Raw genomic sequence first — 23,137 nt, forward strand, 5'->3', positions numbered from 1 at the left:
CATGAACCGCATGGACCGACTGTCAGCCTTCAATCCGACCATCGCCTTCCTCCACACCTACCTGCGGGGGCGGATCGACCGCGTCCGCAACGACGAGGACATGTCCCGAGGGGCCTCCGCCGTCGAGTGGGTGGTGATCTCGGCGATCGTGGTGGCCATCGTCGCCGCGGTCGGCTTCATCATCAAGAACGCCCTCAACGACAAGGCCACCAAGGTCGGCAACTGCATCGGTAGCACGGACGGCAGCAACAGCAACTGCTGACCGGCCGGTCGGGGGAGAGCAGCCATGGGACGGACGACCCGTACAGTGCGCCGAGCCGTACGCCGCAGACTCGACGCGGCGCACGGCGACAGCGGCGTGGGCAGCCGCGCGACTGCGTCGCCGGGACGTGCTCCGGCATGCCCCGGCGGCGACCGGGGCATGACCGCCATCGAGTTCGTCTTCCTCACCCCGGTGCTGTTCTTCATGATCTTCGCGACGGTGCAGTTCGGGATGTACTACTTCGCCGACCACGTGGCCCAGGCGGCCGCGCGGGCCGGCGCCCGCAAGGCGAGGGACGAGGCGGCGACCGGCCAGAACTGGTCCGGTGACGCCAGCCAGGCCGCGAGCGACTACATCCGGCAGCTCGGGCCGGACCTGCTGATCAACCCGCACGTCGACCCGAGCAGGGACCCGCAGGACCCCAACACCGTCAGGGTCCAGGTGACGGCGAAGGTGCCCGCGGTCTTCCCGCTGCCGGGGTTCTCCTTCAAGGTGGACGAGACGTCGGAGGGTCCGGTCGAGCGGTTCGTGCCGGACAACGGGGGATGAGAGACATGGAGTTCGCGAGGTACGACCGCCTGCGGGCGCGGTGGCGGCCGCCCCGCCGGGCGGAGGTCTGTCCGCAACCCGCTTGCGGCGACCGGGGGTTGTCCACCATCGAGGTGGTCATCCTCGCGCCGGTGATCATCCTGATGGTGCTGATCCTGGTCGCCTTCGGCCAACTCGTCGACGGCCGGGGCGCGGTGGACGGCGCGGCGCGCGACGCGGCCCGGGCCGGCTCCATCGAGCACAGCCGCTCGGAGGCGATCCAGCAGGCGGTCAGCGCGGCGCAGAGCGACCTGAAGGGGACCTGCACCAGCCCGGCGACGGTCACCCCGATCGGCGACACCAGCTTCCAGCCCGACACCCTCTTCACGATCCAGGTCACCTGCACGGTGCGCGGGTTGAGCTTTCTCGGGCTGCCGATCAGGAAGACCGTGACCTCCACGTCGGCCTCGCCGCTCGACCCGTTCCGCAGGTCGGCGACATGACGGCGGCGACGGAGGACCGGACCGTACCGGCGGGGCGCACGCTGGCGGCGCGGCTGCGGGCGCTGCGCGAGGACGACCGCGGTTCCGGCGCCGCCGCGGTCGTGATCTTCGCGCTGGTGTTCATGGCGCTGGCCGCCTTCGTGGTGGACGGCGGCCTGTCCATCGCCAAGCGCGAACGCGCCGCCGACATCGCCGAGCAGGCCGCCCGCTACGCCGCGCAGGACATCGACGTCGACGCCCTGCGCAACGCCCAGCCGGGCGCGCAGCCGGTGATCGACTACCAGCAGTGCACCGCGCGGGTCCAGCAGTTCGCCCGGGACGTTCACCTCCCGGCCAGCGACTGGCGCCGCGCGGGCTGCCCGACACCGCCGACCGGCCCCGACCGGGTCGAGGTGGTGGTGTACGTGACCTACCAACCGATCCTCAGTGGCTTCTTCTACGGCAAGTCGATCACCGTGGAAGGCAAGGCGGACGCGGTGTCGATCACCGGCCCCGGCAACTGACCGCCGGCGGCGGACCGCAGAGCACCAGACCGTACGACAAGGACCCGTACCACCGAAGGCAGAGGAAGCAGCCATGGCACGCACCACCGCCACGGGACGGAACCCCGTGCAGCAGGGCGGGCGGGCGGTCGGCCCGCCGCGCAGACGCCGCACGTTCGGCGACCTGGTACGGGCGTTCGGGGCGTTCCTCGCGCTCCTCCTGCTGGTAGTGGCGGTGCCGGCGGCACTGCTGCTGTACATCGGGTCGCCGTTCCCGCACCACTTCAACTCCGACGTGCTGCAGCAGCCGATCACCTCGGAGACGTTCGTCAACACGCTGGCCATCCTGGTGTGGGTGGCGTGGGCGCAGTTCACGGCGTGCGTGCTGGTGGAGGCGAAGGCCGCGGTGTCCGGGGTCGGCATGCCGACCCGGGTGCCCGGCAGCGGCCCGAGCCAGATCCTGGCCCGGCAGCTGATCGCGGCGCTGCTGCTGCTCGGGGTGAGCACCGCCGGCCTCGTTCCGGGCCTGGCCCAACTCGGCCAGCAGCACTCGATGGAGAGCCAGGCCCGTCCGGGCGTGGCCGCGACCGCCCAGGCCACCCCCGGCCAGCAGGTGGCTGCCCACCAGGCCGCCGTCCAGCACCAGACCGGGCCGAGCGCGGCCACCGCGCAGGGTAGCGGTCAGGCCGGCCAGCAGGCGACGAAGTTCTACCGGATCAACCCGCCCGAGGGCCGGCACCACGACTCGCTGTGGGAGATAGCGCAGCGGCACCTCGGCGACGGCCGCCGGTACAAGGAGGTCTACCAGCTCAACAAGGACCGGGTGCAGCCCGACGGTTCGAAGCTGTCGCAGGCCAGCCTGATCCGGCCCGGGTGGGTGCTGGAGATGCCCGCCGACGCGCACGGCGGCGACCTGGTCGAGATGCCCGTCGCGGCCCCGCACACCGCGCCCGACATCGAGCACTACGCCCAGCACGGCGGCGCCAAGGACACGACCGCCGAGGGCGCGCACGCCGCCACCCAGCACCAGGCCGGCGACCAGGGCGGTTCCGGTGGCGGGGGCGGCGGCCGGCACGCGGGCGGAGGGGCGCACGAGAGCGTCGCGGGCGGCGCGAGCGAGGCCGTCACCGGCCTGTCCGCCTCGCACGGCTTCGACCTGTCCGACGCGCTGATCGGCGCGCCGCTGCTGGCCGCGGGCCTGCTCGCCGCGCTGGGGCGGCGGCGCCGCACCGCGCTGTGGCAGTCGCTGACCGCGGGCGCGCTGCGCACCCCGCGTACCCCCACCGGCCCCGAGGCCGACGTCGCCGACGCGCTGCGGATCGGCGCCGACCAGCAGGCCGTCTCCTTCCTCGACCGGGCGCTGCGCTCGCTGTCGGCCCACCTCGACGCGGACGGGCGCAAGCTGCCCACGGTGTACGCGGCCTGGCTCACCGAGGACTCCCTGCACCTGCAACTCGCCTGGCCGGACGGGCAGCCCCCGGCCCCCTGGCGGACCGGGCAGGACGAGACCTTCTGGCAGCTGGAGCGCGCCCAACTGGTCGAGGACGTCGACACGTCGGTGGCGGCTCCGTACCCGGGCCTGGTGGTGCTGGGCACCCTGGACAGCGCCCGGCTGCTGCTCAACCTCGAAGCGGTACCAGGGATCGTCTCGCTCAGCGGCGCGAAGGCCGACCGCGAGGCCGTACTCGCCTCGGTCGCCGCCGAGTTGGCGACCAACGGGTGGTCGGACCGGATGACGGTCACCCTGGTCGGCTTCGCGCAGGACCTGACCGCGCTGGCGCCCGCGCGGGTGCGGCACATCGGTACGGTCGCGGAGGTCGTGGAGATCATGGCCGCGGAGACGGTGCAGCGCTCCGGCGCGCTGCGCACCGCGGGCCAGGACAGCGTGCTCACCGGCCGCACCGGCCGTGCCCAGCACACGCAGTGGGCGCCGCACCTGGTGCTGCTGGCCACCGAGCCGAGCGAGGAGGAGGCCCAGCGGCTGGCCGACCTCGCGTCGGACGCCGGTCGGTTGGGCATCGGTTACCTGGTTGGCGCCGGCCGCGCCGATCTGCCGGGCGCCGCTTGGGAGTTGGAGGTCACCGCGTCCGGACGGCTGCTCGCGCCGCTGCTCGGCCTGGACATGGAGGCGCAGTTGCTGCCCAAGGCGCAGTACGAGTCGGTGCTGCGGCTGTTCGCCGAAGCGGGCGGGGACGACCCCGGCCCGGATGCCCCGCCCTTCCTGGTGGACCTCAGCGACCAGGGCCGGCCGGGCGTGTACGCGCGGCTGCTCGGCCCGTTCGAGGTCGTCGGCATCGACGCGCCCGACCGCGAGCGCAGCGGCCTGCTGCACGAGGCGCTGGCGCTGCTGCTGCTCCACCGCGAGGGCGTCCACCCGCGGGTGCTGGCGTCCGCGCTGTGGCCGCGCGGGGTGACCGAGGACGTGCGGGACGCGCTCATCGCCCGGCTGCGCGACTGGCTCGGCACCGACCCCGACGGCGGGGAGCGACTGCGTCTGGACGGCACGGGGCGGATCGTGCTCAGCACGTCGGTCGTCTCGGACTGGGACGTGCTGCAGACGCTCCACCACGAGGCCACCGAGGGGCGCGCGGCCGGCGATCCCGCCGCCCGCCGCCGGCTGCTCACCGACGCGCTCTCGCTCGCCCGCGGCCGGCTCTTCGAGGACCGGGCGCCGGGCCGCTACGGCTGGCTCGGCCACGAGATCGTGGACGCCCAGCACCCCGTGCTCGTCGCGGAGATCGCGCTCGCGCTGGCCCAGCTCCACCTCGAGGCGGGCAAGCCGAAGGCGGCCGTCGCCGCGATCGAGACCGGTATGGCGGTCTCGCCCGACGACGAGCGGCTGTGGCTGGCCTACCTGCGCGCCGCGGAGGCCACCGGTGATCCCGGCCGGCTGGAGGCCGCCGCCTCGTCGCTCTTCGCCCGCGCGCACGCCAACGGCCCCTCCCGCGGCCTCCCGCCGCGGGTCGAGGCGCTGCTCGACGACCTGCTTCCCACCTGGCGGGGCAGCATCGCGAACTGAAGGGTGCTGCTTGGTCGCCCCTGGTTCTTCCGCTCGGCATGCCGCGGGAGGAGCCGGGGGCGGCTTCGTGCTTTCGGGCGGCTCGGCCGGAACGACGGGTGGGCCGCCCGGACTTCACAGGCGGGCCGCCCGGTCCTCATGTTTGGGCCGGGGCGGGTCGGGGCGGAGGTGCCCCGCTCTTTCCGCGCGGCGCCCGGGAGGCGCCAGGGACGCGCCGGCCGGACGCGGACCGCAAGAGCCCCGTGGACAGCGTCAACCGCGGACCGCCCCGCGAACCTTCAGGGCCCCGACACCGCGCTGAGGATCTCCGGCAGTCGCTCGAACATCCGGGGCGCGGTGAACCGCAGCCCCACCACCGACAGCGCCAGCGCGTACACCGCGCCGATCGGCAGCACCGTCCACAGCAGGGCGTGGTGGCCGGTCAGGTGCAGCGCGAGGTCCAGGCCGAGCACCGGCAGGCAGAACGCGGACGCGACGACGCTCCCGCCCAGGGCGTTGAACGCCACGAGCGAGCCGTTCCCCGGCGCGGCGTTCCCGAACGCGTTGTCCTGCGCGACCGTGTAGGGGAACCGGACGCTCGCGTAGGCGCCGGTGGAGATCAGCGCGCCGAGGAACGCCAGGCCCATCCCCAGTACTTCGGGCAGCGCCCCGGTCTTCCCCAGCAGCAGTGCGGTCGCGCACGTGACCACGGTGACGTAGGGGAGGGCGACCGCGCTGAGCATGAGGGCGCGGCCGCGCAGCTCCGCCTCCGCGTCCTGCCGGCTGGTGATGGTCGCGGCGATCGTCCAGAAGGCGGAGTTGTCCATCCCGAACTGGTTGTACATCTGCAGGCCCAGCAGGCCCGCCGTCCAGAGGCACTGGTAGACCGAGCCGTGCTGCACCACGGCGACGAGCGGCAGCAGCAGCCCCACCGCGAGCCCGGTCGCCCAGGACGCGCGCAGCCGCGGATCGCGGGCGACGTAGCGGAACTGGCGCTCCGTCACGGTGGCGGTCCGGCTCGCCGCCCACCGCGCGGGGAGCAGTCGCGCGAGCAGCGGCGGGCGGCTGCTGCCCTTGCGCTCGGTGCTGTCGGGCGCGGGCTGGAGGGTGGAGGAGTCCGGCGACATCATCAGCCGGTGCAGCGTGGTGTACCACCAGCGCAGCACCACGGCCAGCACGATTACGGCGAGCGCCAGTTGGGCCGCCGCCCGGCCGTACGCCCCGTCGGAGACCGACTGCACGGCGTCGACCGCGGAGGCCGGGGGGATCCAGCGCAGCACGGAGGTCACCGAAGTGACCCGGTGCAGGTCGTGGTGGGAGGACAGGGAGCTGAGCGCGAGGTTGACCAGCTGGGCGCCGACCGCCACGATCAGCCCGCTGAGCAGGGCCAGGTCGCGGCCCTTGCGGCTGGTCAGCAGACGGGTGTTGGCCGCCGCGACACCCCGGGACAGGGCCGCGCAGATCGCCAGCAGCAGGATCACCGCGGGCACCGCGACGACCGTGCCCGCGACGCCGTGCGCGACCGCGACGACCGCACCGGTGCCCACCAGCAGCGTGAACAACGGGCCGGCGCCGATCATCGACGAGGTCAGGAGGGCGACGATGAGCGGCCGCGGGCGCAGCGGCAGCATCGCCAGCCGGGTCGGGTCCAGCGTGTCGTCGCCGCCGAAGAAGAACAGCGGCATCACCGACCAGCCGATCGCCAGGACCGCCGCCATGGTGACGGCGGCTGCGGGTGCGTACACGCTTCCCCGCAGGGCGATCATCCCCGCGCCGTTGCCCAGCGCGTAGAGCATCGCCAGGCCGACGCCGATGCACCAGCTCACGGTGCGGCCGCGGGACTGCCGCACCCCGTTGCGCAGCACGGCCAGCTTGAGGCGGACGAAGGTCGCCGTGACCGGCGCGGCACGCTCCCCAGGTGCCGGAGCGGCCGGGCCGGGCGGCAGCGGTGAGCCGGTGGCGAGCGGCCCGGAGACCGTCACTTGGGGCCCCCGCCGAGCCAGTCCAGGTCTCCCGCGGAGCGCCGGTCGGCCCCCACGAGGGAGAGGAAGGCGTCCTGGAGGGTGCCCGCCTCGCCGCGCACCTCGGCCAGCGGCCCGTGCGCCACGATCCGGCCCGCGGCCATCACCGCGACCCAGTCGCACAGGCTCTCCACCAGCTCCATCACGTGGGAGGAGAACACCACGGTGCCGCCGGTGGCCGTGTACCGCTCCAGCACGCCGCGGATGACCTGCGCGGACACCGGGTCGACGCCCTCGAACGGTTCGTCGAGGAAGAGAACTTCGGGGTTGTGCAGCAAGGCCGCGGCGAGGCCGATCTTCTTGCGCATGCCGGTGGAGTAGTCGACGACGAGCTTGTGCTGCGCGGCCGACAGGTCCAGCACGTCCAGCAGTTGGGTGGCGCGCAGGTCGACGTCCCGCACCGGGAGGCCGCGCAGCCGGCCGGTGAAGGTGAGCAGCTCGCGGCCCGACAGGCGCTCGAACAGCCGCAGTCCTTCCGGCAGGACGCCGATCCGTGACTTCACGCCGACCGGGTCGCTCCACACGTCGCGGCCCACGATCTCGACCAGGCCCTCGTCGGGACGCAGCAGGCCGGTCACCATCGACAGCGTTGTGGTCTTCCCCGCGCCGTTGGGCCCGACCAGGCCGGCGAAGTGGCCGGCCGGCAGCTCCAGGTCGATGCCCGCCACGGCCTCCTGCTCGCCGAACCGCTTGCGCAGGCCGCGCACCCGCAGCGCGGGCGGAGCTCCCGAGGCCTCTCCCGGCTGCTGCCCCGCGCCGCGTCCGGCCGGACCGGCCCGGTCCCCGTAGTAGGACGGCAGCGGCCGGCCGCCCGTGTTCCGCTCCGTCCCGTGCGCCTCACCCATCGCACCGCACCTCTCCCCGAGTCCCCGGGTCCGCAGTCCCCGTCCGCGCCCACCGACGCGCTTCCCACGCAGCGCCAACTCTATGTGCGGCCACTGACAGTGACTGGAAAGGTGGGTGGGTTCCGAGGGAACCCCGGAAACACCGGTCCACCGGGGATCGTGGAGTTTGGCGACGAGCCGGGATGGGTAACACAAAGTCACCGGCCGCCAGGTGGAGTTCAGCGGGCGGAGCGGGCCGCCGCCTCGCGCCCGCACGCGTACGCCAGCGGGCTCAGCACTTCCTCGACGTCCGGCAGCCACCGGTTCGCCGCGGTGGGACGCCGGGCCCACTGCGCGCAGCCTCCCGCGCCCATCCGGGTCGGCGGGGCCACCACCCAGTCGCCCTCCCCGCGCACCGTGAGGTCCAGCGCGTCCTGCGGCCAGCCCAGTGCGGCCAGCAGCCGCGGCACCTTCGCGAGGGCGCCGGGCAGCACGAAGAACGCCATCCGCCGCGCGCCCGTGGAGATCACCGGGCCGAGCGGCACCTCCATGCGCTCGGTCCTGGCCAGGGCGTGGAAGCCGGCGCTCTCCGGAACCTCCAGAGCGTCGAACGTGCGCCCCGTGGGCAGCAGGACCGACGAGCGGGGCTGCTTCGTCCACATCCGCCGCACCTCCGAGCCGCTGCCGCTCGCGTGGTTCGCCCAGTCCGGCCTGGTGGGATGGGCGCCGGGAGCCGGGCAGTCGGCCGAGGCGCACGAACACAGCGGTGCGCCCCCGGGCCTCATCTCCAGCCACGCGCCGGGCAGCACCTCCCAGTGCCGCTCCTGCGCGTACGAGACCGCCGTGTCGAGCAGGTGCAAGCCGCTGAGCTGGCGCGGCACTACGAGGGTGTCTTCCACGCGCTGCACAACTGTCGTCGTCGGCCGGGGTTACGGGGCAGCTCGCGCGGCTCACCTGCGGGCGCACGGATGCACGTCCGGGGGCGCGTACGAGCGCCCCGGCCCGGAAACGGGTAAGTACCGGACGTGCGCCGTCCGCAGAGCCGGACCGGCGCCATGAGCCGCCCGGCAAGGGTGAATTGCCGCCATTACGGGGTTTATCCGTCCGTGCCGGGGAATGACGAGTGTCGAAGGACGACAAGGGGGGATCGATGGCCGCACGACCACTCGTGGCGCGGCAGCCGAACGAAAGGCTCCAGGCACTGATCCAGGAGGCCGGCTGCTCCAACGCCGGACTCGCCCGCAGGGTCAACATGTGCGGGACGGAGCACGGCCTCGACCTGCGGTACGACAAGACATCCGTCGCCCGCTGGCTGCGCGGACAGCAGCCGCGCGGGCGCGCGCCGGGCATCGTCGCCGAGGCACTGGGCCGCAAGCTCGGCCGCGCCGTGTCCATCGACGAGATCGGCATGGCCAACGGGCGGAACCTCGCCACCGGCATCGGCCTGCACTTCGCGCCCACCGTGCTCGGCGCGATCGAGCAGGTCTGCGAGTTGTGGCGCAGCGACGTCGGCCGGCGCGACTTCCTCACCGGCTCCACCGTCGCCGCCTCCGCGCTCGTCGAGCCCAGCCGCGACTGGCTGATCACCCGCCCCGACCCGGGCGTGGCGCGCAACGGCGGGGCCCGCGTGGGCATGTCCGACGTCGAGGCGGTCAAGGCCACCACCCAGGCGCTCACCGACCTCGACCACCGCTTCGGCAGCGGCCACGTCCGCCCGGTCGTGGTGCACTACCTCAACAGCGTGGTCTCCGGGCTGCTCGCGGGAAGCTACCGCGAGTCGGTCGGCCGCGAACTCTTCTCCGCCGTCGCCCGGTTGACCGAGCTGGCCGGTTACATGGCGGTCGACACCGGCCAACCCGGCCTCGCCCAGCGGTATTACATCCAGGCGCTGCGGCTGGCCCAGGCGGCGGGAGACCGCGCCTACGGCGGATACATCCTGGCTGCGAGCATGAGCCACCTCGCCGCCTCGCTCGGCAATCCCCGCGAGATCGCCCAACTCGCCCGCGCCGCCCAGGAAGGCGCCCGCGGCCAGGTCACGCCCACCGTCGAGGCGATGTTCCACGCCGCCGAGGCGCGCGGCCACGCGCTGCTCGGCGACGCCCGCACGTTCGCCACCGTCGCCGGAATGGCCCTGGACGCCATGGACCGTTCGCAGCCCGACCAGGACCCGCCCTGGATCGCCCACTTCGACCACGCCTACCTGGCCGACGAGTTGGCGCACTGCCACCGCGACCTCGGCCAGGCCGAGCCCGCCGCCCGCCGTGCCAAGGAGGCCCTCGCGGCACACCCGGTCACCCGGGCCCGCCGCCGCGCGATCGACCTGCTGCTGCTCGCCGACACCCAGGTGCAGCAGCGCGAGCTGGACGCGGCCTGCCACACCGGCGGCGAGGCCGTCACGCTGCTGTCGGGGCTGCGCTCCAACCGGGGCGCGGAGTATCTGGACGACTTCCGCCGCAGCCTGGAGCCCTTCGCCGCCGAGCCCGTGGTGCGCGCCTTCCACGCCCGGCTGGACGAACAGGAGGCCGCCTGAGAGTGAACCAGGGGTGCCGCCGGCGCCCACCCACCGAATCGTTACCGGACCGACACCACACCCGCACATTGCGGTCAAAGTGCTGCGCAGACCCACCGGGCCGGGCCCGCCCACCCGTGGCGCGCCCCATGCCCAAGTGTGAGGAGATGCTCACCTGTTCGGGCGCCTGGGCGGCGGTCGACGGGACCCGGTAGCGTTGGCCGACGGTTTGCACGGTAGGCCAGAGTCAGGAGTGGGCGGCGATGCACAGCAGCGGACGCGGCGAGGATTCGCCCGAAGCGTACCGGGGCGTCGTGCTGCCCTCGGCCCAGCAGCAGCCCCCGCTGCAGTACGGCGAGCACGTCCAGCCGGCCGGCGGCACCCCGTGGGGAGCGCCCGACGGCGCCCCGGCGGCCGAGCCGGCCGACGCCACGCAGATGCTCCCGCCGTATCCGGGCGGCGACCCGATGGGCCCGCCCGGAGGGCACGCCCCGGCGCCCGGGCAGAACCTCATCCAGGGCCACGTGGAAAGCCGCGGGCAGAGTCCCGTCCCGGGCCACGGCCAGGGATTCGGCGGGCCGCCTGCTCCTCCGGTCCCCCCGGCCCCCGCGCAGATCCCGGTCGCCGACGCCACGCAGATGCTGCCGCCCTACCCCGGCGGCGACCCCGTACCCGCGATGCCTCCGGTACCGCCGCAGTCGCCGCACATACCCGAGCCCTCCGCGGCCGAGGCCACCCAGGCGCTGCCCTTCTTCCAGGACCAGCCGGGCCGGCCCGGCGGCTACGACCAGCCCGGCGGGTACGACCAGCAGGGCGGCTACGAGCAGCAGGGGTACGACGGGCAGGCGTACGACCAGCAGCCCGGCGGCTTCGACCCCTACCCCGCGCCCGGCGGCCCGTCGTACGGCGGCCAGGAGCAGTACGCCCACCAGTTCGGCGGGTTCGAGGAGGAGCAGCCGCAGCAGTCCGGCCCCGGGCACGACAGCGACTACGACCACCTCTTCCGGCATGACGTGCCGAGCCCGGCGCAGATCCGGCCGCGCATCATCCAGCCGCCGGACCGCCAGCAGCCCGGCCAGCAGTACCCGCAGGGCCCCGGCGGCGGATACCCGCCCTACAGCGGCCAGGAGCCCGGCTACAGCCCCGAGCAGGGTTACGACGACGGCGGCCGCCGGCGGATGTCGCCGAAGGCGGTGATCGGCATCGTGGTCGCCGGTTGTGTGGTGTGCGGCCTCGTGGTCGGCGCGCTGCTCAACTCGGGCGGCGGGGGTGGCGGCACCCACACCGTGGCCGACTCGCAGAGCGCCACGCCCACGCAGGGCTCGTCCGGCGGCACGAAGACCGGCGCGGCCGGCGGCACGGACGACGTCGCCAAGCAGCAGGCCACCGCGCTGAACTCGCTGCTCAACACCAGTGACACCAGCCGCAGTTCGGTGGTGAGCGCGGTCGCGTCGATCAAGACCTGCGACAACCTGGCGGGCGCCGCCGGCGACCTGCACACCGCGGCGAACCAGCGCAAGTCGCTGGTCACCCAGCTCGCGAAGCTGCCGCTGGACAAGCTGCCCGACCACGACGCCCTCAGCGCCGCGCTCACCAAGGCGTGGCAGGCGTCCTCCTCCGCCGACACCCACTACGCGAACTGGGCCGGCCAGGCGCAGAACAACCACAAGGTCTGCCACGGCGGCCACGCCAAGAACACCACGGAGACGCAGGCCGGCGACCGTGAGAGCGGCACCGCGACCACCGAGAAGAAGAAGGCGGTCAAGTTGTGGAACACGATCGCCAAGAAGTACGGCCTCACCCAGCGCCAGTACACCCAGCTCTGACCCGCCGCCCTCCCGCCGCCCTCCCGCCGGGCCGGCCCGGACCGCTGAGCCCGGTCGGGCGGCCCGGCGGGGGAGCGGGGGAGCGAACGAGGAAGCGGGGGACCGCTCAGCCGTCGTTCCGCTTGAGCGGCGCGTACGACGTCGGCTTGAGCGTCTTGGTGAGGTCCACGAAGCCCGGCTGCGCCTGGACCAGGCGGCCGTCCCGTACCTCCTGGTAGACGATCTTCGAGTTGACCATCCGCGGGTGATCGGGGATGCCCAGCAGGTCGGAGTCGGTCCAGCCCAGGTCGGGGGTGAGGCCGCCGGTCGACAGTTTCGTGGTCGAGTCCATCGCCCGCCGGACGCTGTCGGCGTCGATCTTCGTCTTGTCACCCATCGCGCGCACCACCTTGGTGAAGACGGTGTACGCGATCCACGTGGTCTGCACCCCGGGGTCGGCGACGTCGATCGAGTCGTCACCGAAGGCGTACTTGCTGATCACCGACTTCATCTCGCTCCACCTCGGGTCGGACGCCGGCGGATACCAGTCGGCGATCTTCGCGCCCTCCAGCGGGCTCTTCGCGCCGCCGCTCGCGTCGATCACGGACTGCTGCACGCTGCCGATCACCGAGGACAGCTGCACCTTCGGCCGGGTGTCGCCGACCCGGCGCAGCGCGTCGAAGAAGGTGCTGGTTTTGTCGCCGAGCACCGCCGACACGCAGGACGACGCCTTGTCGGCGCCGACCGCCTTGGTGGCGATGGCCGTGTAGTCGGTGGAGTTGTCCTGGGTGAGCAGGTCGTCGACCGGCTTCTTGTCCGCCGCCTGCAGCCCCTGGTCGAGGAAGATCGGGAACTGGTCGCCGGTGATCGAGTCCGGCCGGACCAGCGTGACCTTCTTGCAGGTCTGCGCGAGTTGCAGCCCGCTGCCGGCCAGCAGCGCGGGCAGCCCGCCGTTGATCGGGAACGACATCAGGCTCTGGTACTCGTCCTCGGTGATCCCGTAGCCGCCGATGTACGGGATGCCGTCGCCCTCCAGCGCGGAGATGAAGCTGCTGCCCTCCTCGCTGTAGGAGCCGATGACCGCGACCGCGCCCGCGTCCGCGGCCTGTTTGGCACAGTTCGTGACGGTGACGGCGTCGTTGCGCTCGTTGCAGGTGAGGACCTTCAGCTTGCGGCCGTCCAGCCCGCCCTGGTCGTTGACGTAGCTCTCGACCGCCTTGGCCATGCCGAGCATGCCTGGCATGTTGGTGGCGCTGGTGCCCACCGGCGCCCACGTCATCACCACGATCGGCCCCGAGGAACCGCCTCCGCTTCCTGGAATGACGCCGCACCCACTGACCAGGGCGGATACGGCGAGCAGCGGGACGACGGCACGCCTGAGCGCGCCCATGCGTCGGTGAGTCATGTCAACGGAAGATTCCGCTTCCGGCCCAACGCCCGGATGACCGTGCCCCAACGCGGGGTCACTTTCGGGTGAATTACAGGTGTCGCCGATCGGGTGCGTACGATCGTGCGCTGTGCAAGGTTCGGAGAAGTCTTCCCGTCGCGGCCGCCCCTCCTCCACGATGGGAGGCATGCCCCTCAACGACATGCCGTGGTGGCGCTGGCGCAGCAACGTGCGTTCCGCGCTGCACATGATCAGCGACCCCGTCTTCCAGATGGAGGTCTGGCGGACCGGGCGCGAGGGATACGGCGACGTCACCGACGCCGTTTACCGCCTGGTCGAGGACACCTGGCTCGACAACTGGTCCGCCGAGAAGTACGTCGGCACCGTCTTCCGCGACGCGCAGGAGGCCGCGCTGGTCGACGTCGCGGTGCTCCGCGTGCTGAAGATCCTGCACCAGGTGGGGGCCGACGCCCCGGCCGTGGCCTACCTGGACCACCCGGCGTGGCCGGAGGCGGTGCAGGCCGCCCGCGAGGCGCACGTGCGGATGGCGGGGTCCGACGCCGAGGACCCGGACGCGCCGCCGCGCTCCCTGGAGGTGCTGGCGATCTACAACCGGACCGCGTGACGCCGTCCGGTTGACGGACGCGGGCGGCCCGGGCCGCGCGGTTGTGCCAGGCTGGCGACGTGAACGAGCCGCAGCAGCCGCCGCCGCAGTACGTCCTCACGCTGTCGTGCCCCGACAAGCAGGGCATCGTGCACGCGGTGTCCAGCTACCTCTTCATGACCGGCTGCAACATCGTCGACAGCCAGCAGTTCGGCGACCAGGACACCGGCCTGTTCTTCATGCGGGTGCACTTCTCGGCCGGCGCCGAGGTGACCGCCGACAAGCTGCGGGCCAGCTTCGCCGCGGTGGGTGACGCCTATCACATGGAGTGGCACCTCCACCCGTCCGAGGAGCGGATGCGGATCGTGCTGATGGTCAGCAGGTTCGGCCACTGCCTCAACGACCTGCTCTTCCGCGCCGGCACCGGTGCGCTGCCGGTCGAGGTCGCCGCCGTCGTCTCCAACCACCCCGACTTCCGGGACCTGGTCGACTCCTATCACGTGCCGTTCCACCACATTCCGGTCACCCGGGACACCAAGGCGGACGCCGAGGAGCGGCTGCTGGAGATCGTGGCCGCGGAGGGCGTCGAACTGGTCGTGCTCGCCCGCTACATGCAGGTGCTCTCGGACGACCTGTGCCGCAAGCTGCCGGGCCGGATCATCAACATCCACCACTCCTTCCTGCCGAGCTTCAAGGGCGCCAAGCCCTACCACCAGGCGCACGACCGCGGCGTGAAGCTGATCGGTGCGACCGCGCACTACGTGACGGCCGACCTCGACGAGGGCCCGATCATCGAGCAGGAGGTCGAGCGGGTCGGCCACGAGGTCACGCCGGAACAACTCGTCGCCGTCGGACGCGACGTGGAGTGCCAGGCCCTGGCGCGGGCCGTGAAGTGGCACAGCGAGCACCGGGTGCTGATCAACGGCCGGCGCACGGTGGTCTTCGCGTAGCGGGGACGACCCTCACAACCGGGACAGCGACGCGGCCGCGTACAGCACGTCCCGGATCGCCGCCCGGTCGCCGTTCTTGCCCGCCGCGGCGCGTTCCGGCACCACGTGGCCCGCGGTGAGCTGGCAGAACTCCACGCTGTCCATGGCGACATGCGCGACCTGGTGGTCGGGCGAGGCCATCGCACCGGGCGAGTCGAGCGGCAACCACCACTCGCCGCCCCCGTCGCCCTCGATCTCCAGCAGCAGCGAACGCCCCGGTGAGCCCGCCGCGACCAGCCGCGACGCCGAGGTGGTCAGGCCCGCCCTGCGCCGCGCGGCCAGCGCCCCGGGCAGCTTGTCCGCGGCCAGGCCCACGATCTGCCGCATGTGACCCAGCGCGGGCTTCTCGTACGGGTAGTCCACGGCTTCGGCGATGTCCGTGGCGTGCGTCCAGCACTCGAAGGCGCGGTCCACGAAGGCGTCATGGAACGCCAGCTCGAAGTCGCCGTAGTCGACCGGGAGTCCGGCGACGCCCTCGCCCGCGAACGCGACCGTGCGCACCAGCCGGTGGCTCTGCTCGCGCCACAGCAGCCGCAGCGTCGCACCCGGCAGATGCCGGTGGACGGCCCAGTGCGCGGCCGTACGCGCCACCGGGGTGCGCGGCAACTCGACCTCCTCGGTCGTCTCGCCGAGCCGTACCGGCCGCATCGGGGCCAGCCCGAGGCGATCGGTGGCGTCCTCCGCGGGCGGCTCGATGGACTGCTGCGGCAGCCCGAGCGCGCGGCCGACCAGGCCGTCGACGGCGATCAGGTGCGCGATGACCTGGCCGACGGTGAACTCCCGTGAGACCGGGGCGCCGTCGAACCACTGCAACCGCACCGGCGCGGTCCAGTAACCGTCTCCCAGGTCACGCAGCAGCGCGTCCAGCCGGGCGGCCTCCGCGTCGTACGGCCCGGCCCACTCCGGCACCGGGATGCGCGCCGGGCGCCGGCCCAGGCACCCTTCGAGCACCCGCGCCCGCAGCAGCGGGTCGAGGTCGAGCGACTCCTCGTGGTGCAGCAGGCCGACCGCGTCCCGCAGCCGAAGGGCCTCGTCGGCGCAGCCGGCGCAGTCCGTCAGGTGCACCTCGACGGCCAGGGTCTCGTCACGGGAGCAGGCCGCCAGCGCCCAGGCGCCGAGCAGCGATTTGAGGGTGCCGTGGTCGTACGGCGGCACACGGTCGGAGGTCACGGCGGAGGACGCTCCCGGATCGATACGCCGCAGCGGGTCGGGTGGGGTGGGTGGTTCGGGCGGGTCGAGGCGTACGGGCGCGGCCTCGGCGGCCCCGGCGGCCGATCCCGCGGACGACCCGGCCCCCGCACCCGGCACGGGCGGGAGGTCGTCGGACGAGCCGTGCTGCTCGCGTTGCGCGGGGATGTGCGGACGGCGGCCGCCGCCGGGCCCGTTGCGCCGATGGTCCGCGGGGCCGTTGGTCCCGCCGTCACCGCCGCGGCCCGCGCTCAGGGAGCCGTCCTCGTCGCCGTGGACCGGGCCGTTCACCGCGCGCCCCGTTCCGGATGCCGCTCGCCGGGTGCCCCGGACGGGTCGTCGGGCTCCATCGCGGTCGACAGCAGTTGCAGGCCCAACCGCAGCCTGCGACGCGCCTCGTCCTCGCTCACCCCGAGGTCGGCCGCCGCCGCGCGGTAGTCGAGCCGCTCGCGGTAGGCGAGTTCGAGCGCGGCACGCAGCGGGGCCGGCATCGAGGTGACGATGAAGTCGGCCCGCGCCGCGGTGTTGGCCTCGCGCACGCGGGCCTCCAGCAGGTCGGGGTTGGTGCGGCCGCGGTTCTCGTACTGGCGCAGCCGGTGCACCGCGTGCCGCTGGGTGAGCGCGGCGATCCACGACCGCAGCGACCCGTCCCTCGGCTCGTAGGCGTCCGGGTTCTCCCAGACGTACCCGAACACCTCGCGGGTGATCTGGTCCGCCGCGTCGTCGTCGTCCGTGACGCGGTGGGCGAGACCGTGCACGAGGGAGGCGTAGCGGTCGTACAGCTCGCCGAGAGCCGCTTCCTCGCCCCGCGCCAGCCGCTGCTGCATTTTGCGGTCCCAGCGGGGTGGTGCGGGTGTCGCCATGACCCGGCCCCTTTGCGTCGTCCCGGCCCGTACTCCACTGGACCCGGTGCCACCGCTTGCGGTCACGACGTTACCGGGCGCACGCGAGGGTGTACGCGGCTTTGCACCAACCTGGCGCCGTACGCGACCGCTTCTGTCGGTCTGTTATGCGGGTGTGACCGGAAGATTGCGGGGTTGCGACCGGGAGCGGGCATAGGGTCGTAGGACGGGAGAATCCAAGTCGACGGCGAGGCGAGGTGGGTACCGGTGCTGGTGACCCGGGCCGAGCAGGACGGCTGGGCGGTGGTCACGGTCGCGGGGGAGATGGACCTGATCTCGTCCCCGGCGGTCCGGCAGAAGGTGCACGACGCGGTCGCCGAGGGGCGGCGCAGCCTGGTGCTCGACCTCGCCGGAGTACGGTTCTGCGACTCCAGCGGGGTCGGCGTGCTCATCGGGGCGCGCCGGCTGATGCGGTCCTGTGCGGGGCGGCTGCGGATCGTGCTGCCGCACGACGGGGCGGGGAGCGGCTCGGAGGGCTCGGCCTCCTCTGTGACCGCGGCGTCCTCGGCGTCCGACGTTCCGGTGCGCGGTGGCGAGGCGCACGTGAACCGGGTGCTCGCGGCGCTCGGCGTGCGCAGGCTGTTCGAGGTCTACCCGGACCTGGACGCGGCCACGGACGACACGGCCAGGCCGCTTTCCGCCTGAGCGCGGAGCCGCGAGCCCTGAGCGCCGAGGAGGTCGCACCGTCAGTGCGGTGCGGTGCGGTGCGGTCGGGTCCGGCCCGGCCCGCGCGGACGGTGGGTGTGGGCCGATGATGGGCGCATGACTCTCATCTCCCTCGTGCGCGGCGACATCACCGAGGAACACGTCGACGCGGTCGTCAACGCGGCGAACTCCTCGCTCCTGGGCGGGGGCGGTGTCGACGGCGCCATCCACCGCAAGGGCGGCCCCGAGATCCTGTCCGCCTGCCGCGACCTGCGCGCGTCGCACTACGGGCGCGGTCTGCCCACCGGCCAGGCCGTCGCCACCACCGCGGGACGGCTTTCGGCGCGCTGGGTGATCCACACCGTGGGCCCGGTCTGGCAACCGGACGACGACCGCTCCGCACTGCTCGCTTCCTGTTACCGGTCGTCGCTGCGCGTGGCCGACGAACTGGGCGCGGCCACCGTCGCCTTCCCCGCGATCTCCACCGGCGTCTACGGCTGGCCGATGGACGACGGCGCCCGGATCGCGGTGCAAACGGTGCGCGACGCGCCGACCTTGGTCACGGAAGTCCGCTTCGTGCTCTTCGATGATGTCGCCTATGCGGCATTTGAGGCGTATGTCTGACCGTCGTCGGGGGCGGAGTCGCGGTCACGGAGCGTCCGCACCGTGTTGTGTCCGATGCGTGACTTGTTACGCGGTGGAGTCCGGGTTGACCTCGGGTACGCTCCATCAGGTGCGCGCTCGTTCGAGGCTTCCCCAGGATGCCGCCCGGCAGGTCCGGAGCGGTTCCGTGCCTGGCTGCGCGGCCTCCGGCCGGGTGCGGCGCACAGTATGCGGTACGCCCGCCGGGTTGCGAGGGAATATGCCCGAAGCGCTTGCTGGAGTACCTGTCGGTCGTCCAAGCTGTGTGACGCCCATGTCACATACGGTGACAGCGGGCGGACATGCGGCGTCGGGTCAGCCGGTTCGGGTGGTGTGAGCAGTGCAGATGCTTCAGATGCAGCTCGAGGTCGGTGTCGACCCCGCGGAGGTCGGTAGGGCGCGCAGTTGGGCGCGTTCACGGCTGGTGGGCTCCGGGATAGGAGCCGACGAGCCGGTCGCAGAGACGCTGCTGCTGCTGATCTCCGAACTCGTCACCAACGCCGTGGTGCACACCGGCTGTCCGGCAGTGCTGCGCATGCTCTTCCCGGCCGCGCCCGCCGCCCCGGTCCGCGTGGAGGTCGCCGACACCAGCGTCCTGCCGCCCGCACCGCGGCACGCGGACCGCGACGAGACCGGCGGCCGCGGCCTGGAACTGGTCGACGGCCTCGCCGACCGCTGGGGCTGGCACCCGGAGGGCGCGGGCAAGCAGATCTGGTGCGAGGTCGACCGCGCCGCCGCCACCATCGCCCTGCCCTGAGCGCACCACCGCTCCGCACCCGACTGCTGGCGGTGCGTCCCGTCGCTCACCCCTGTCCCGCGGTCTGGAACGTCCGCCGGTACACCGATGGCGAGACACCCAACGCGCTCTGGATGTGCTGCCGCAGCGACGCACCCGTGCCGAACCCCGCCTGCCGCGCGATCTGGTCCACCCCGAGATCGGTCGACTCCAGGAGCTGCCGCGCGCGTTCGATCCGCTGCTGGGTCAGCCAACGGCCCGGACTCATCCCCACCTCCTCCCGGAACCGCCGCGTGAACGTCCGCACGCTCATCGCCTCCCGCTCGGCGAGTTGCCGCAGCGTCACCGGCTGCTCCAGCCGCTCCAACGCCCATGTCCTGGCCTGCACGGTGCCCGCCAGCTGCGGCTCCGGAAGCGGCCGCCGGATGAACTGCGCCTGACCGCCCTCCCGATGCGGCGGGACCACGGTCCGCCGCGCCACGCCGTTCGCCACCGCCGTGCCGAAGTCCCGGCGTACGAGGTGCAGGCACACGTCGATGCCGGCCGCCACCCCCGCCGAGGTCAGCACGTCGCCGTCATCCACGTACAGCACGCCCGGGTCCACCCTCACCCGCGGGAAGAGCCGTTGGAAGTGGTCGGCGCTGCTCCAGTGCGTGGTCGCGGGCCGTCCGTCCAGCAAGCCGGCCGCCGCCAGCAGGAACGACCCCGTGCAGATCGACACCACCCGCGTACCCGGCCGGATCGCGCCGAACGCCGCCGCCAACTCCGGGCTCAGCCGCCCCTCCTCGTACACCGCGCCCATCTCGTGCGACGCGGGCACCACCACCGTGTCGGCCTCGGCCAGCGCCTCCACGCCGTGCCCGACCACGATCGGGAAGTCCGCGTCCGTCCGCACCTGGCCCGGGCGCAGGCTGCACGTCACCACCTCGTACAGCGTCGGGGCGTCCTCCGCCCGCTCGTGGGCCCGCGCGCCCCCGAAGATCCGCAACGGGATGCCGAGTTCGAACGGGATCACCCCGTCCAGCGCGAACACCGCCACCCGGTGCCGGCCACCGCCGCCGAACACCCGACCCTGCGCCCGCTCTTGAGCCCGTGCCCGTTCCTGGGCCCGCGGGGAACCCTCGCCGTCCGCCATGGCCCGATTCTTTCATACCATGGCCCTCGGGCCACTCGTCGCCAGGGAACTCTCCTCGGAGACTGAACAACGTGACGCAGACATCCCGCACCTCCGCGCCCGGCGACCACCCCGCGGTGCCCGCCGCCCCCGTCGTCAACGGCCAGGCCGCCGTCCCCGCCGGCTCGCGCCTGCGGCCGCACCGCGCCTGGGCGGTCGCCGCCGTCACGTTCGTGACGATCATCGGTTCCGCTGCCTTCGCCTCCCTTCCCGGGCTCCTGATCGACCCGCTGCACAGCGAGTTCGGCTGGTCGCGCGCCATGATCGGATTCGCCGTCTCCATCAACCTGGCGCTGTACGGGCTGACGGCACCGTTCGCCGCGGCGCTGATGGACCGGTTCGGCATCCGGCGGGTGGTCGCCTGCGCGCTGCTGACGATCGCGCTCGGCGCCGGACTCACCGTCTTCATGACCCAGGTCTGGCAACTGGTGCTGTGCTGGGGCGTGCTGGTGGGTCTGGGCAGCGGTTCGATGGCGCTCGCGTTCGCCGCGACCGTCGCCAACCGCTGGTTCGTCGCCCGCCGGGGACTGGTCACCGGCATCCTCACCGCCGGCGGCGCGGCGGGTCAGTTGGTCTTCCTCCCACTCCTGTCGTGGATCACCGAGCACCACGGCTGGCGCCCGGCCGCCGTGACGGTCTCGTTCGCGGCGCTCGCAGTCGTGCCCTTCGTCTGGCTGCTGCTGCGCGACCACCCCGCGGACGTCGGGGTGGCCCCCTTCGGGGCGACGGAGTTCGTGCCCAAGCCCCCGCCCGTCACCGGGGCGGCCGGGCGTGCGCTGCGGGCTCTTCGCCAGGCGGCACGCGGCGGTACCTTCTGGCTGCTGGCCGGCAGCTTCGCGATCTGCGGTGCGTCGACCAACGGTCTGGTGAAGACCCACTTCGTGCCCGCCGCGCACGACCACGGGCTCCCGGTGACGACCGCGGCGTCCCTGCTCGCCGTCATCGGGGTGTTCGACATCGCGGGCACGGTGGCCTCCGGATGGTTCACCGACCGCCTGTCGCCGAGGCGGCTGCTCGCGATCTACTACGGATTGCGCGGACTCTCGCTCATGTTCCTCCCGATGCTGTTCTCCGACAGCATCCATCCCTCGATGCTGCTGTTCATCGTCTTCTACGGCCTCGACTGGGTGGCGACGGTGCCGCCGACCATCGCGCTGTGCCGTGAGCACTACGGCGAGAACAGCGCGATCGTCTTCGGCTGGGTGCTCGCGGCCCACCAGATCGGTGCGGCCCTGGTCGCCTACCTCGGCGGGGTGGCGCGTGACGCGCTCGGTTCCTACGACGTCGTCTGGTACACCTCCGGTGCGTTGTGCGCGGTGGCCGCGCTGATGTCCCTGGTCGTCCGCCACCGGCCGGTCGCCGCGCCCGTGATGGCAGTTACCGGATGAACGTCCCGAATGTCCGTGCGAGTTCCGGTTCGGGTGGGGTTCACTCTCCCGAGTGAGCGGGGCCGGGCTGGACGGGGCCAGACCGTGCGGGCTCGGGTGGGGCAGGCCGGAACTCGGCAGGGCGGGGCTGAGCGAGGGCGGGCGGAAGGCGGCGGGCGCCCGGCCCGGCCGAACCGTGCGGAACGGCGTTCGCTCTACCGCGCGCGGGCGGCGGTGCGGGCCGCCGCGCGGGCGATCCGGCGCGCGTCGATCGCCATCTCGCGGAACATCCCGCTGATCGGATTGGTGAAACCGGTGAAGTACAGGCCGGGCGTCTCCGGCGGTGTTCTCGCGCCGTGCACCACCGGGCGCCCGCGGCCGTCGAGCACCCCGAGGTGGCCCACGAGCGGTTCGAGGCCGCGCCGGTAGCCGGTCGCGGCGATCACCACCTCAGGGCGGATCTCCTCGCCGTCGGCGAGGCGCACCTTCTCCCCGTCGAACCCGGCCACGGCCGCGACGGGTTCGACCCGCCGCGAGCGCACCGCGGCGACCAGGCCGACGTCCTGCACCGGGATCGCGCCGTCCAGCACGCGCGAGTACAGCCCCGTCCCGGGCCGCGGCAGCCCGAATTCGGAAAGGTCCGGCACAGCGGCCCGTTCTACGTACGGCGCGATGCGGTCCACCAGCCGGGTCGGCAGCCGGCGGCAGACGATCCCGCTGGCCTGCGCGGGCCAGCCCAGCGTGGAACGGCGCAGGATGTGCGGGGGCGTGCGCACCGCGAGACGGACCCGGGCGGCGCCCCCCTCGGCGAGATCCACGGCGATCTCCGCACCGGTGTTGCCGACACCGACCACGAGGACGTCCCGCCCCGTGTAGGGGGCGGCGTTGCGGTAGTGGGCGGCGTGCAGAAGATCGCCGGGGAAGGTCTCCCGCCCCGGCCAGTCGGGTATGTGGGGACTGTGGTTGTGGCCGGTCGCCACCACGATCGCCGGAGCGGTCAGCACCCGGCCGCCGGTCGCGGGCAGTTCCCAGCCCGCGCCGCTCCGTTCGACGCGTCGCACCTCGATCCCGGTGGTGATCTCGAGCTCGTGGTGGTCGGCGTACTCCTCGAGGTAGCGCACCACGTCGTCCCGGCCGACCCACCGGCCGTAGCGGCGCGGGATCGGCAGTCCGGGCAGCGCCGACAGCCGTCGTGTGGTGTGCAGGTGCAACCGGTCGTAGTGGCCGCGCCACGACGCCCCCAACTGCTCGTCGCGTTCCACCACGAGCGCTCGAAGTCCCTGCTGCCGCAGTGCCGCTGCGGCGGCCAACCCGCCGGGGCCGGCACCGATGACAACGGCGTCGAGTGCGGCGGCGGTCGCGCGGACCCGGTCGGTGGCGGTCGTGGGGTCGACCATGGAGGCACTCCTGGAGCCAAAAGCGTCTGATACGAACACGGCCGGTGCTACCGGAAGGTATCCGCCCCGGCGGGTGCGAGCGTAGTCCCCCGTACCGGACGCCCCGCAGGGGCCGTTGAGTTGCCCGGTCCCTGCCGCTCGCCCGTCGCGCGCCGGCCGTTCGCGGGCCGATTG

Annotated in this window: 21 protein-coding genes; 13 read left to right on the plus strand and 8 right to left on the minus strand. The window is 73.2% G+C overall.

The features are described 5' to 3' along the window. Position 1 precedes the first annotated feature (1 nt). The 5 genes from C4U44_RS11705 (at position 2) to C4U44_RS11725 (ending at position 4,794) form a co-directional block, all read left to right on the plus strand. On the plus strand, positions 2-262 hold the full coding sequence (locus C4U44_RS11705; RefSeq protein WP_235031990.1) for a hypothetical protein: 261 nt from the start codon (positions 2-4) through the stop codon (positions 260-262). 159 nt (positions 263-421) lie between these two features. Continuing rightward, positions 422-811, plus strand: coding sequence for a TadE family protein (locus tag C4U44_RS11710; protein WP_235031991.1), 390 nt, complete (start codon positions 422-424; stop codon positions 809-811). Positions 812-816: 5 nt separating this feature from the next. Continuing rightward, a complete protein-coding gene (locus C4U44_RS11715) occupies positions 817-1,293 on the plus strand; it encodes a TadE/TadG family type IV pilus assembly protein (protein WP_103885636.1) in 477 nt (158 codons plus the stop codon). After that, complete coding sequence (locus C4U44_RS11720) at positions 1,290-1,796, plus strand: TadE/TadG family type IV pilus assembly protein (RefSeq protein WP_103885637.1); 507 nt, start codon at positions 1,290-1,292, stop codon at positions 1,794-1,796. The genes C4U44_RS11715 and C4U44_RS11720 overlap by 4 nt, the downstream gene beginning before the upstream one ends. A 73-nt stretch (positions 1,797-1,869) precedes the next feature. After that, a complete protein-coding gene (locus C4U44_RS11725) occupies positions 1,870-4,794 on the plus strand; it encodes a BTAD domain-containing putative transcriptional regulator (protein ID WP_103885638.1) in 2,925 nt (974 codons plus the stop codon). A gap of 278 nt (positions 4,795-5,072) precedes the next feature. Here C4U44_RS11725 and C4U44_RS11730 read toward each other — a convergent pair whose 3' ends face one another. The 3 genes from C4U44_RS11730 to C4U44_RS11740 all read right to left on the minus strand — a co-directional run bounded on the left by C4U44_RS11730 (position 5,073) and on the right by C4U44_RS11740 (position 8,517). Next, positions 5,073-6,755 carry a transporter gene (locus C4U44_RS11730; RefSeq protein WP_235031992.1) on the minus strand — a complete coding sequence of 561 codons (1,683 nt, stop codon included), beginning with the start codon at positions 6,753-6,755 and terminating at the stop codon, positions 5,073-5,075. After that, a complete protein-coding gene (locus tag C4U44_RS11735) occupies positions 6,752-7,639 on the minus strand; it encodes an ABC transporter ATP-binding protein (RefSeq protein WP_103885639.1) in 888 nt (295 codons plus the stop codon). The genes C4U44_RS11730 and C4U44_RS11735 overlap by 4 nt, the downstream gene beginning before the upstream one ends. A gap of 218 nt (positions 7,640-7,857) precedes the next feature. Further along, positions 7,858-8,517 carry a bifunctional DNA primase/polymerase gene (locus C4U44_RS11740; RefSeq protein WP_235031993.1) on the minus strand — a complete coding sequence of 220 codons (660 nt, stop codon included), beginning with the start codon at positions 8,515-8,517 and terminating at the stop codon, positions 7,858-7,860. Positions 8,518-8,768: 251 nt separating this feature from the next. Between C4U44_RS11740 and C4U44_RS11745 the strand changes: the two genes are divergently transcribed. Together C4U44_RS11745 and C4U44_RS11750 are read left to right on the plus strand one after the other, a co-directional pair. Next, positions 8,769-10,148, plus strand: coding sequence for a transcriptional regulator (locus tag C4U44_RS11745; RefSeq protein ID WP_103885830.1), 1,380 nt, complete (start codon positions 8,769-8,771; stop codon positions 10,146-10,148). Between the two features lie 242 nt (positions 10,149-10,390). Continuing rightward, on the plus strand, positions 10,391-11,953 hold the full coding sequence (locus C4U44_RS11750) for a hypothetical protein (RefSeq protein WP_103885641.1): 1,563 nt from the start codon (positions 10,391-10,393) through the stop codon (positions 11,951-11,953). Between the two features lie 106 nt (positions 11,954-12,059). Here the strand turns inward: C4U44_RS11750 and C4U44_RS11755 are convergent, their stop codons facing one another. Next, entirely contained in the window at positions 12,060-13,337 is a 1,278-nt protein-coding gene (locus C4U44_RS11755; protein WP_103885642.1) for an ABC transporter substrate-binding protein, read from the minus strand. A gap of 160 nt (positions 13,338-13,497) precedes the next feature. Here C4U44_RS11755 and C4U44_RS11760 point away from each other — a divergent pair, with 160 nt between their 5' ends. Continuing rightward, positions 13,498-13,944, plus strand: a complete 447-nt coding sequence (locus C4U44_RS11760; RefSeq protein WP_200823217.1) for an SCO4402 family protein — start codon at positions 13,498-13,500, stop codon at positions 13,942-13,944. Positions 13,945-14,003: 59 nt separating this feature from the next. Beyond that, positions 14,004-14,873: a formyltetrahydrofolate deformylase gene (gene purU, locus C4U44_RS11765; RefSeq protein ID WP_103885644.1), complete on the plus strand. Its 870-nt coding sequence runs from the start codon at positions 14,004-14,006 to the stop codon at positions 14,871-14,873. Positions 14,874-14,885: 12 nt separating this feature from the next. On the opposite strand, the gene C4U44_RS11770 is transcribed toward purU, so the two are convergent. Then, positions 14,886-16,268 (minus strand): maleylpyruvate isomerase N-terminal domain-containing protein, encoded by a 1,383-nt coding sequence (locus C4U44_RS11770; protein WP_200823230.1) that lies wholly within the window; start codon positions 16,266-16,268, stop codon positions 14,886-14,888. A 119-nt stretch (positions 16,269-16,387) separates the two neighbouring features. Next, positions 16,388-16,963: a sigma-70 family RNA polymerase sigma factor gene (locus C4U44_RS11775; protein ID WP_103885645.1), complete on the minus strand. Its 576-nt coding sequence runs from the start codon at positions 16,961-16,963 to the stop codon at positions 16,388-16,390. Between the two features lie 252 nt (positions 16,964-17,215). On the opposite strand from C4U44_RS11775, the gene C4U44_RS11780 reads away from it, so the two are divergent. From C4U44_RS11780 to C4U44_RS11790, 3 genes are all read left to right on the plus strand, one after another. After that, positions 17,216-17,647, plus strand: a complete 432-nt coding sequence (locus C4U44_RS11780) for an STAS domain-containing protein (protein WP_103885831.1) — start codon at positions 17,216-17,218, stop codon at positions 17,645-17,647. 117 nt (positions 17,648-17,764) lie between these two features. Beyond that, positions 17,765-18,271, plus strand: coding sequence for an O-acetyl-ADP-ribose deacetylase (locus C4U44_RS11785; protein WP_103885646.1), 507 nt, complete (start codon positions 17,765-17,767; stop codon positions 18,269-18,271). Positions 18,272-18,629: 358 nt separating this feature from the next. After that, the gene (locus C4U44_RS11790; protein WP_103885647.1) at positions 18,630-19,046 is read left to right on the plus strand and encodes an ATP-binding protein; all 417 of its coding nucleotides are present in this window, start codon (positions 18,630-18,632) and stop codon (positions 19,044-19,046) included. Between the two features lie 46 nt (positions 19,047-19,092). Here the strand turns inward: C4U44_RS11790 and C4U44_RS11795 are convergent, their stop codons facing one another. Next, positions 19,093-20,160 carry a GlxA family transcriptional regulator gene (locus C4U44_RS11795; protein ID WP_103885648.1) on the minus strand — a complete coding sequence of 356 codons (1,068 nt, stop codon included), beginning with the start codon at positions 20,158-20,160 and terminating at the stop codon, positions 19,093-19,095. A gap of 71 nt (positions 20,161-20,231) precedes the next feature. Between C4U44_RS11795 and C4U44_RS11800 the strand changes: the two genes are divergently transcribed. After that, positions 20,232-21,587 carry an MFS transporter gene (locus C4U44_RS11800; RefSeq protein ID WP_200823218.1) on the plus strand — a complete coding sequence of 452 codons (1,356 nt, stop codon included), beginning with the start codon at positions 20,232-20,234 and terminating at the stop codon, positions 21,585-21,587. 194 nt (positions 21,588-21,781) lie between these two features. On the opposite strand, the gene C4U44_RS11805 is transcribed toward C4U44_RS11800, so the two are convergent. Continuing rightward, complete coding sequence (locus C4U44_RS11805) at positions 21,782-22,963, minus strand: flavin-containing monooxygenase (protein ID WP_103885649.1); 1,182 nt, start codon at positions 22,961-22,963, stop codon at positions 21,782-21,784. Positions 22,964-23,137: the final 174 nt, after the last annotated feature.

This window comes from Actinacidiphila yanglinensis (assembly GCF_900107965.1).
Lineage (GTDB): Bacteria > Actinomycetota > Actinomycetes > Streptomycetales > Streptomycetaceae > Actinacidiphila > Actinacidiphila yanglinensis.

What these genes read in the sequence shown, in the direction of transcription:
- C4U44_RS11760 (WP_200823217.1), top strand. Translation starts at nt 13,498, where the DNA reads ATGGGAGGCATGCCCCTCAACGACATGCCGTGGTGGCGCTGGCGCAGC.
- C4U44_RS11755 (WP_103885642.1), bottom strand. Translation starts at nt 13,337, where the DNA reads ATGACTCACCGACGCATGGGCGCGCTCAGGCGTGCCGTCGTCCCGCTG.
- C4U44_RS11805 (WP_103885649.1), bottom strand. Translation starts at nt 22,963, where the DNA reads ATGGTCGACCCCACGACCGCCACCGACCGGGTCCGCGCGACCGCCGCC.
- C4U44_RS11745 (WP_103885830.1), top strand. Translation starts at nt 8,769, where the DNA reads ATGGCCGCACGACCACTCGTGGCGCGGCAGCCGAACGAAAGGCTCCAG.
- C4U44_RS11735 (WP_103885639.1), bottom strand. Translation starts at nt 7,639, where the DNA reads ATGGGTGAGGCGCACGGGACGGAGCGGAACACGGGCGGCCGGCCGCTG.
- C4U44_RS11710 (WP_235031991.1), top strand. Translation starts at nt 422, where the DNA reads ATGACCGCCATCGAGTTCGTCTTCCTCACCCCGGTGCTGTTCTTCATG.
- C4U44_RS11775 (WP_103885645.1), bottom strand. Translation starts at nt 16,963, where the DNA reads ATGGCGACACCCGCACCACCCCGCTGGGACCGCAAAATGCAGCAGCGG.
- C4U44_RS11750 (WP_103885641.1), top strand. Translation starts at nt 10,391, where the DNA reads ATGCACAGCAGCGGACGCGGCGAGGATTCGCCCGAAGCGTACCGGGGC.
- C4U44_RS11785 (WP_103885646.1), top strand. Translation starts at nt 17,765, where the DNA reads ATGACTCTCATCTCCCTCGTGCGCGGCGACATCACCGAGGAACACGTC.
- C4U44_RS11795 (WP_103885648.1), bottom strand. Translation starts at nt 20,160, where the DNA reads ATGGCGGACGGCGAGGGTTCCCCGCGGGCCCAGGAACGGGCACGGGCT.
- C4U44_RS11725 (WP_103885638.1), top strand. Translation starts at nt 1,870, where the DNA reads ATGGCACGCACCACCGCCACGGGACGGAACCCCGTGCAGCAGGGCGGG.
- C4U44_RS11705 (WP_235031990.1), top strand. Translation starts at nt 2, where the DNA reads ATGAACCGCATGGACCGACTGTCAGCCTTCAATCCGACCATCGCCTTC.
- C4U44_RS11720 (WP_103885637.1), top strand. Translation starts at nt 1,290, where the DNA reads ATGACGGCGGCGACGGAGGACCGGACCGTACCGGCGGGGCGCACGCTG.
- C4U44_RS11715 (WP_103885636.1), top strand. Translation starts at nt 817, where the DNA reads ATGGAGTTCGCGAGGTACGACCGCCTGCGGGCGCGGTGGCGGCCGCCC.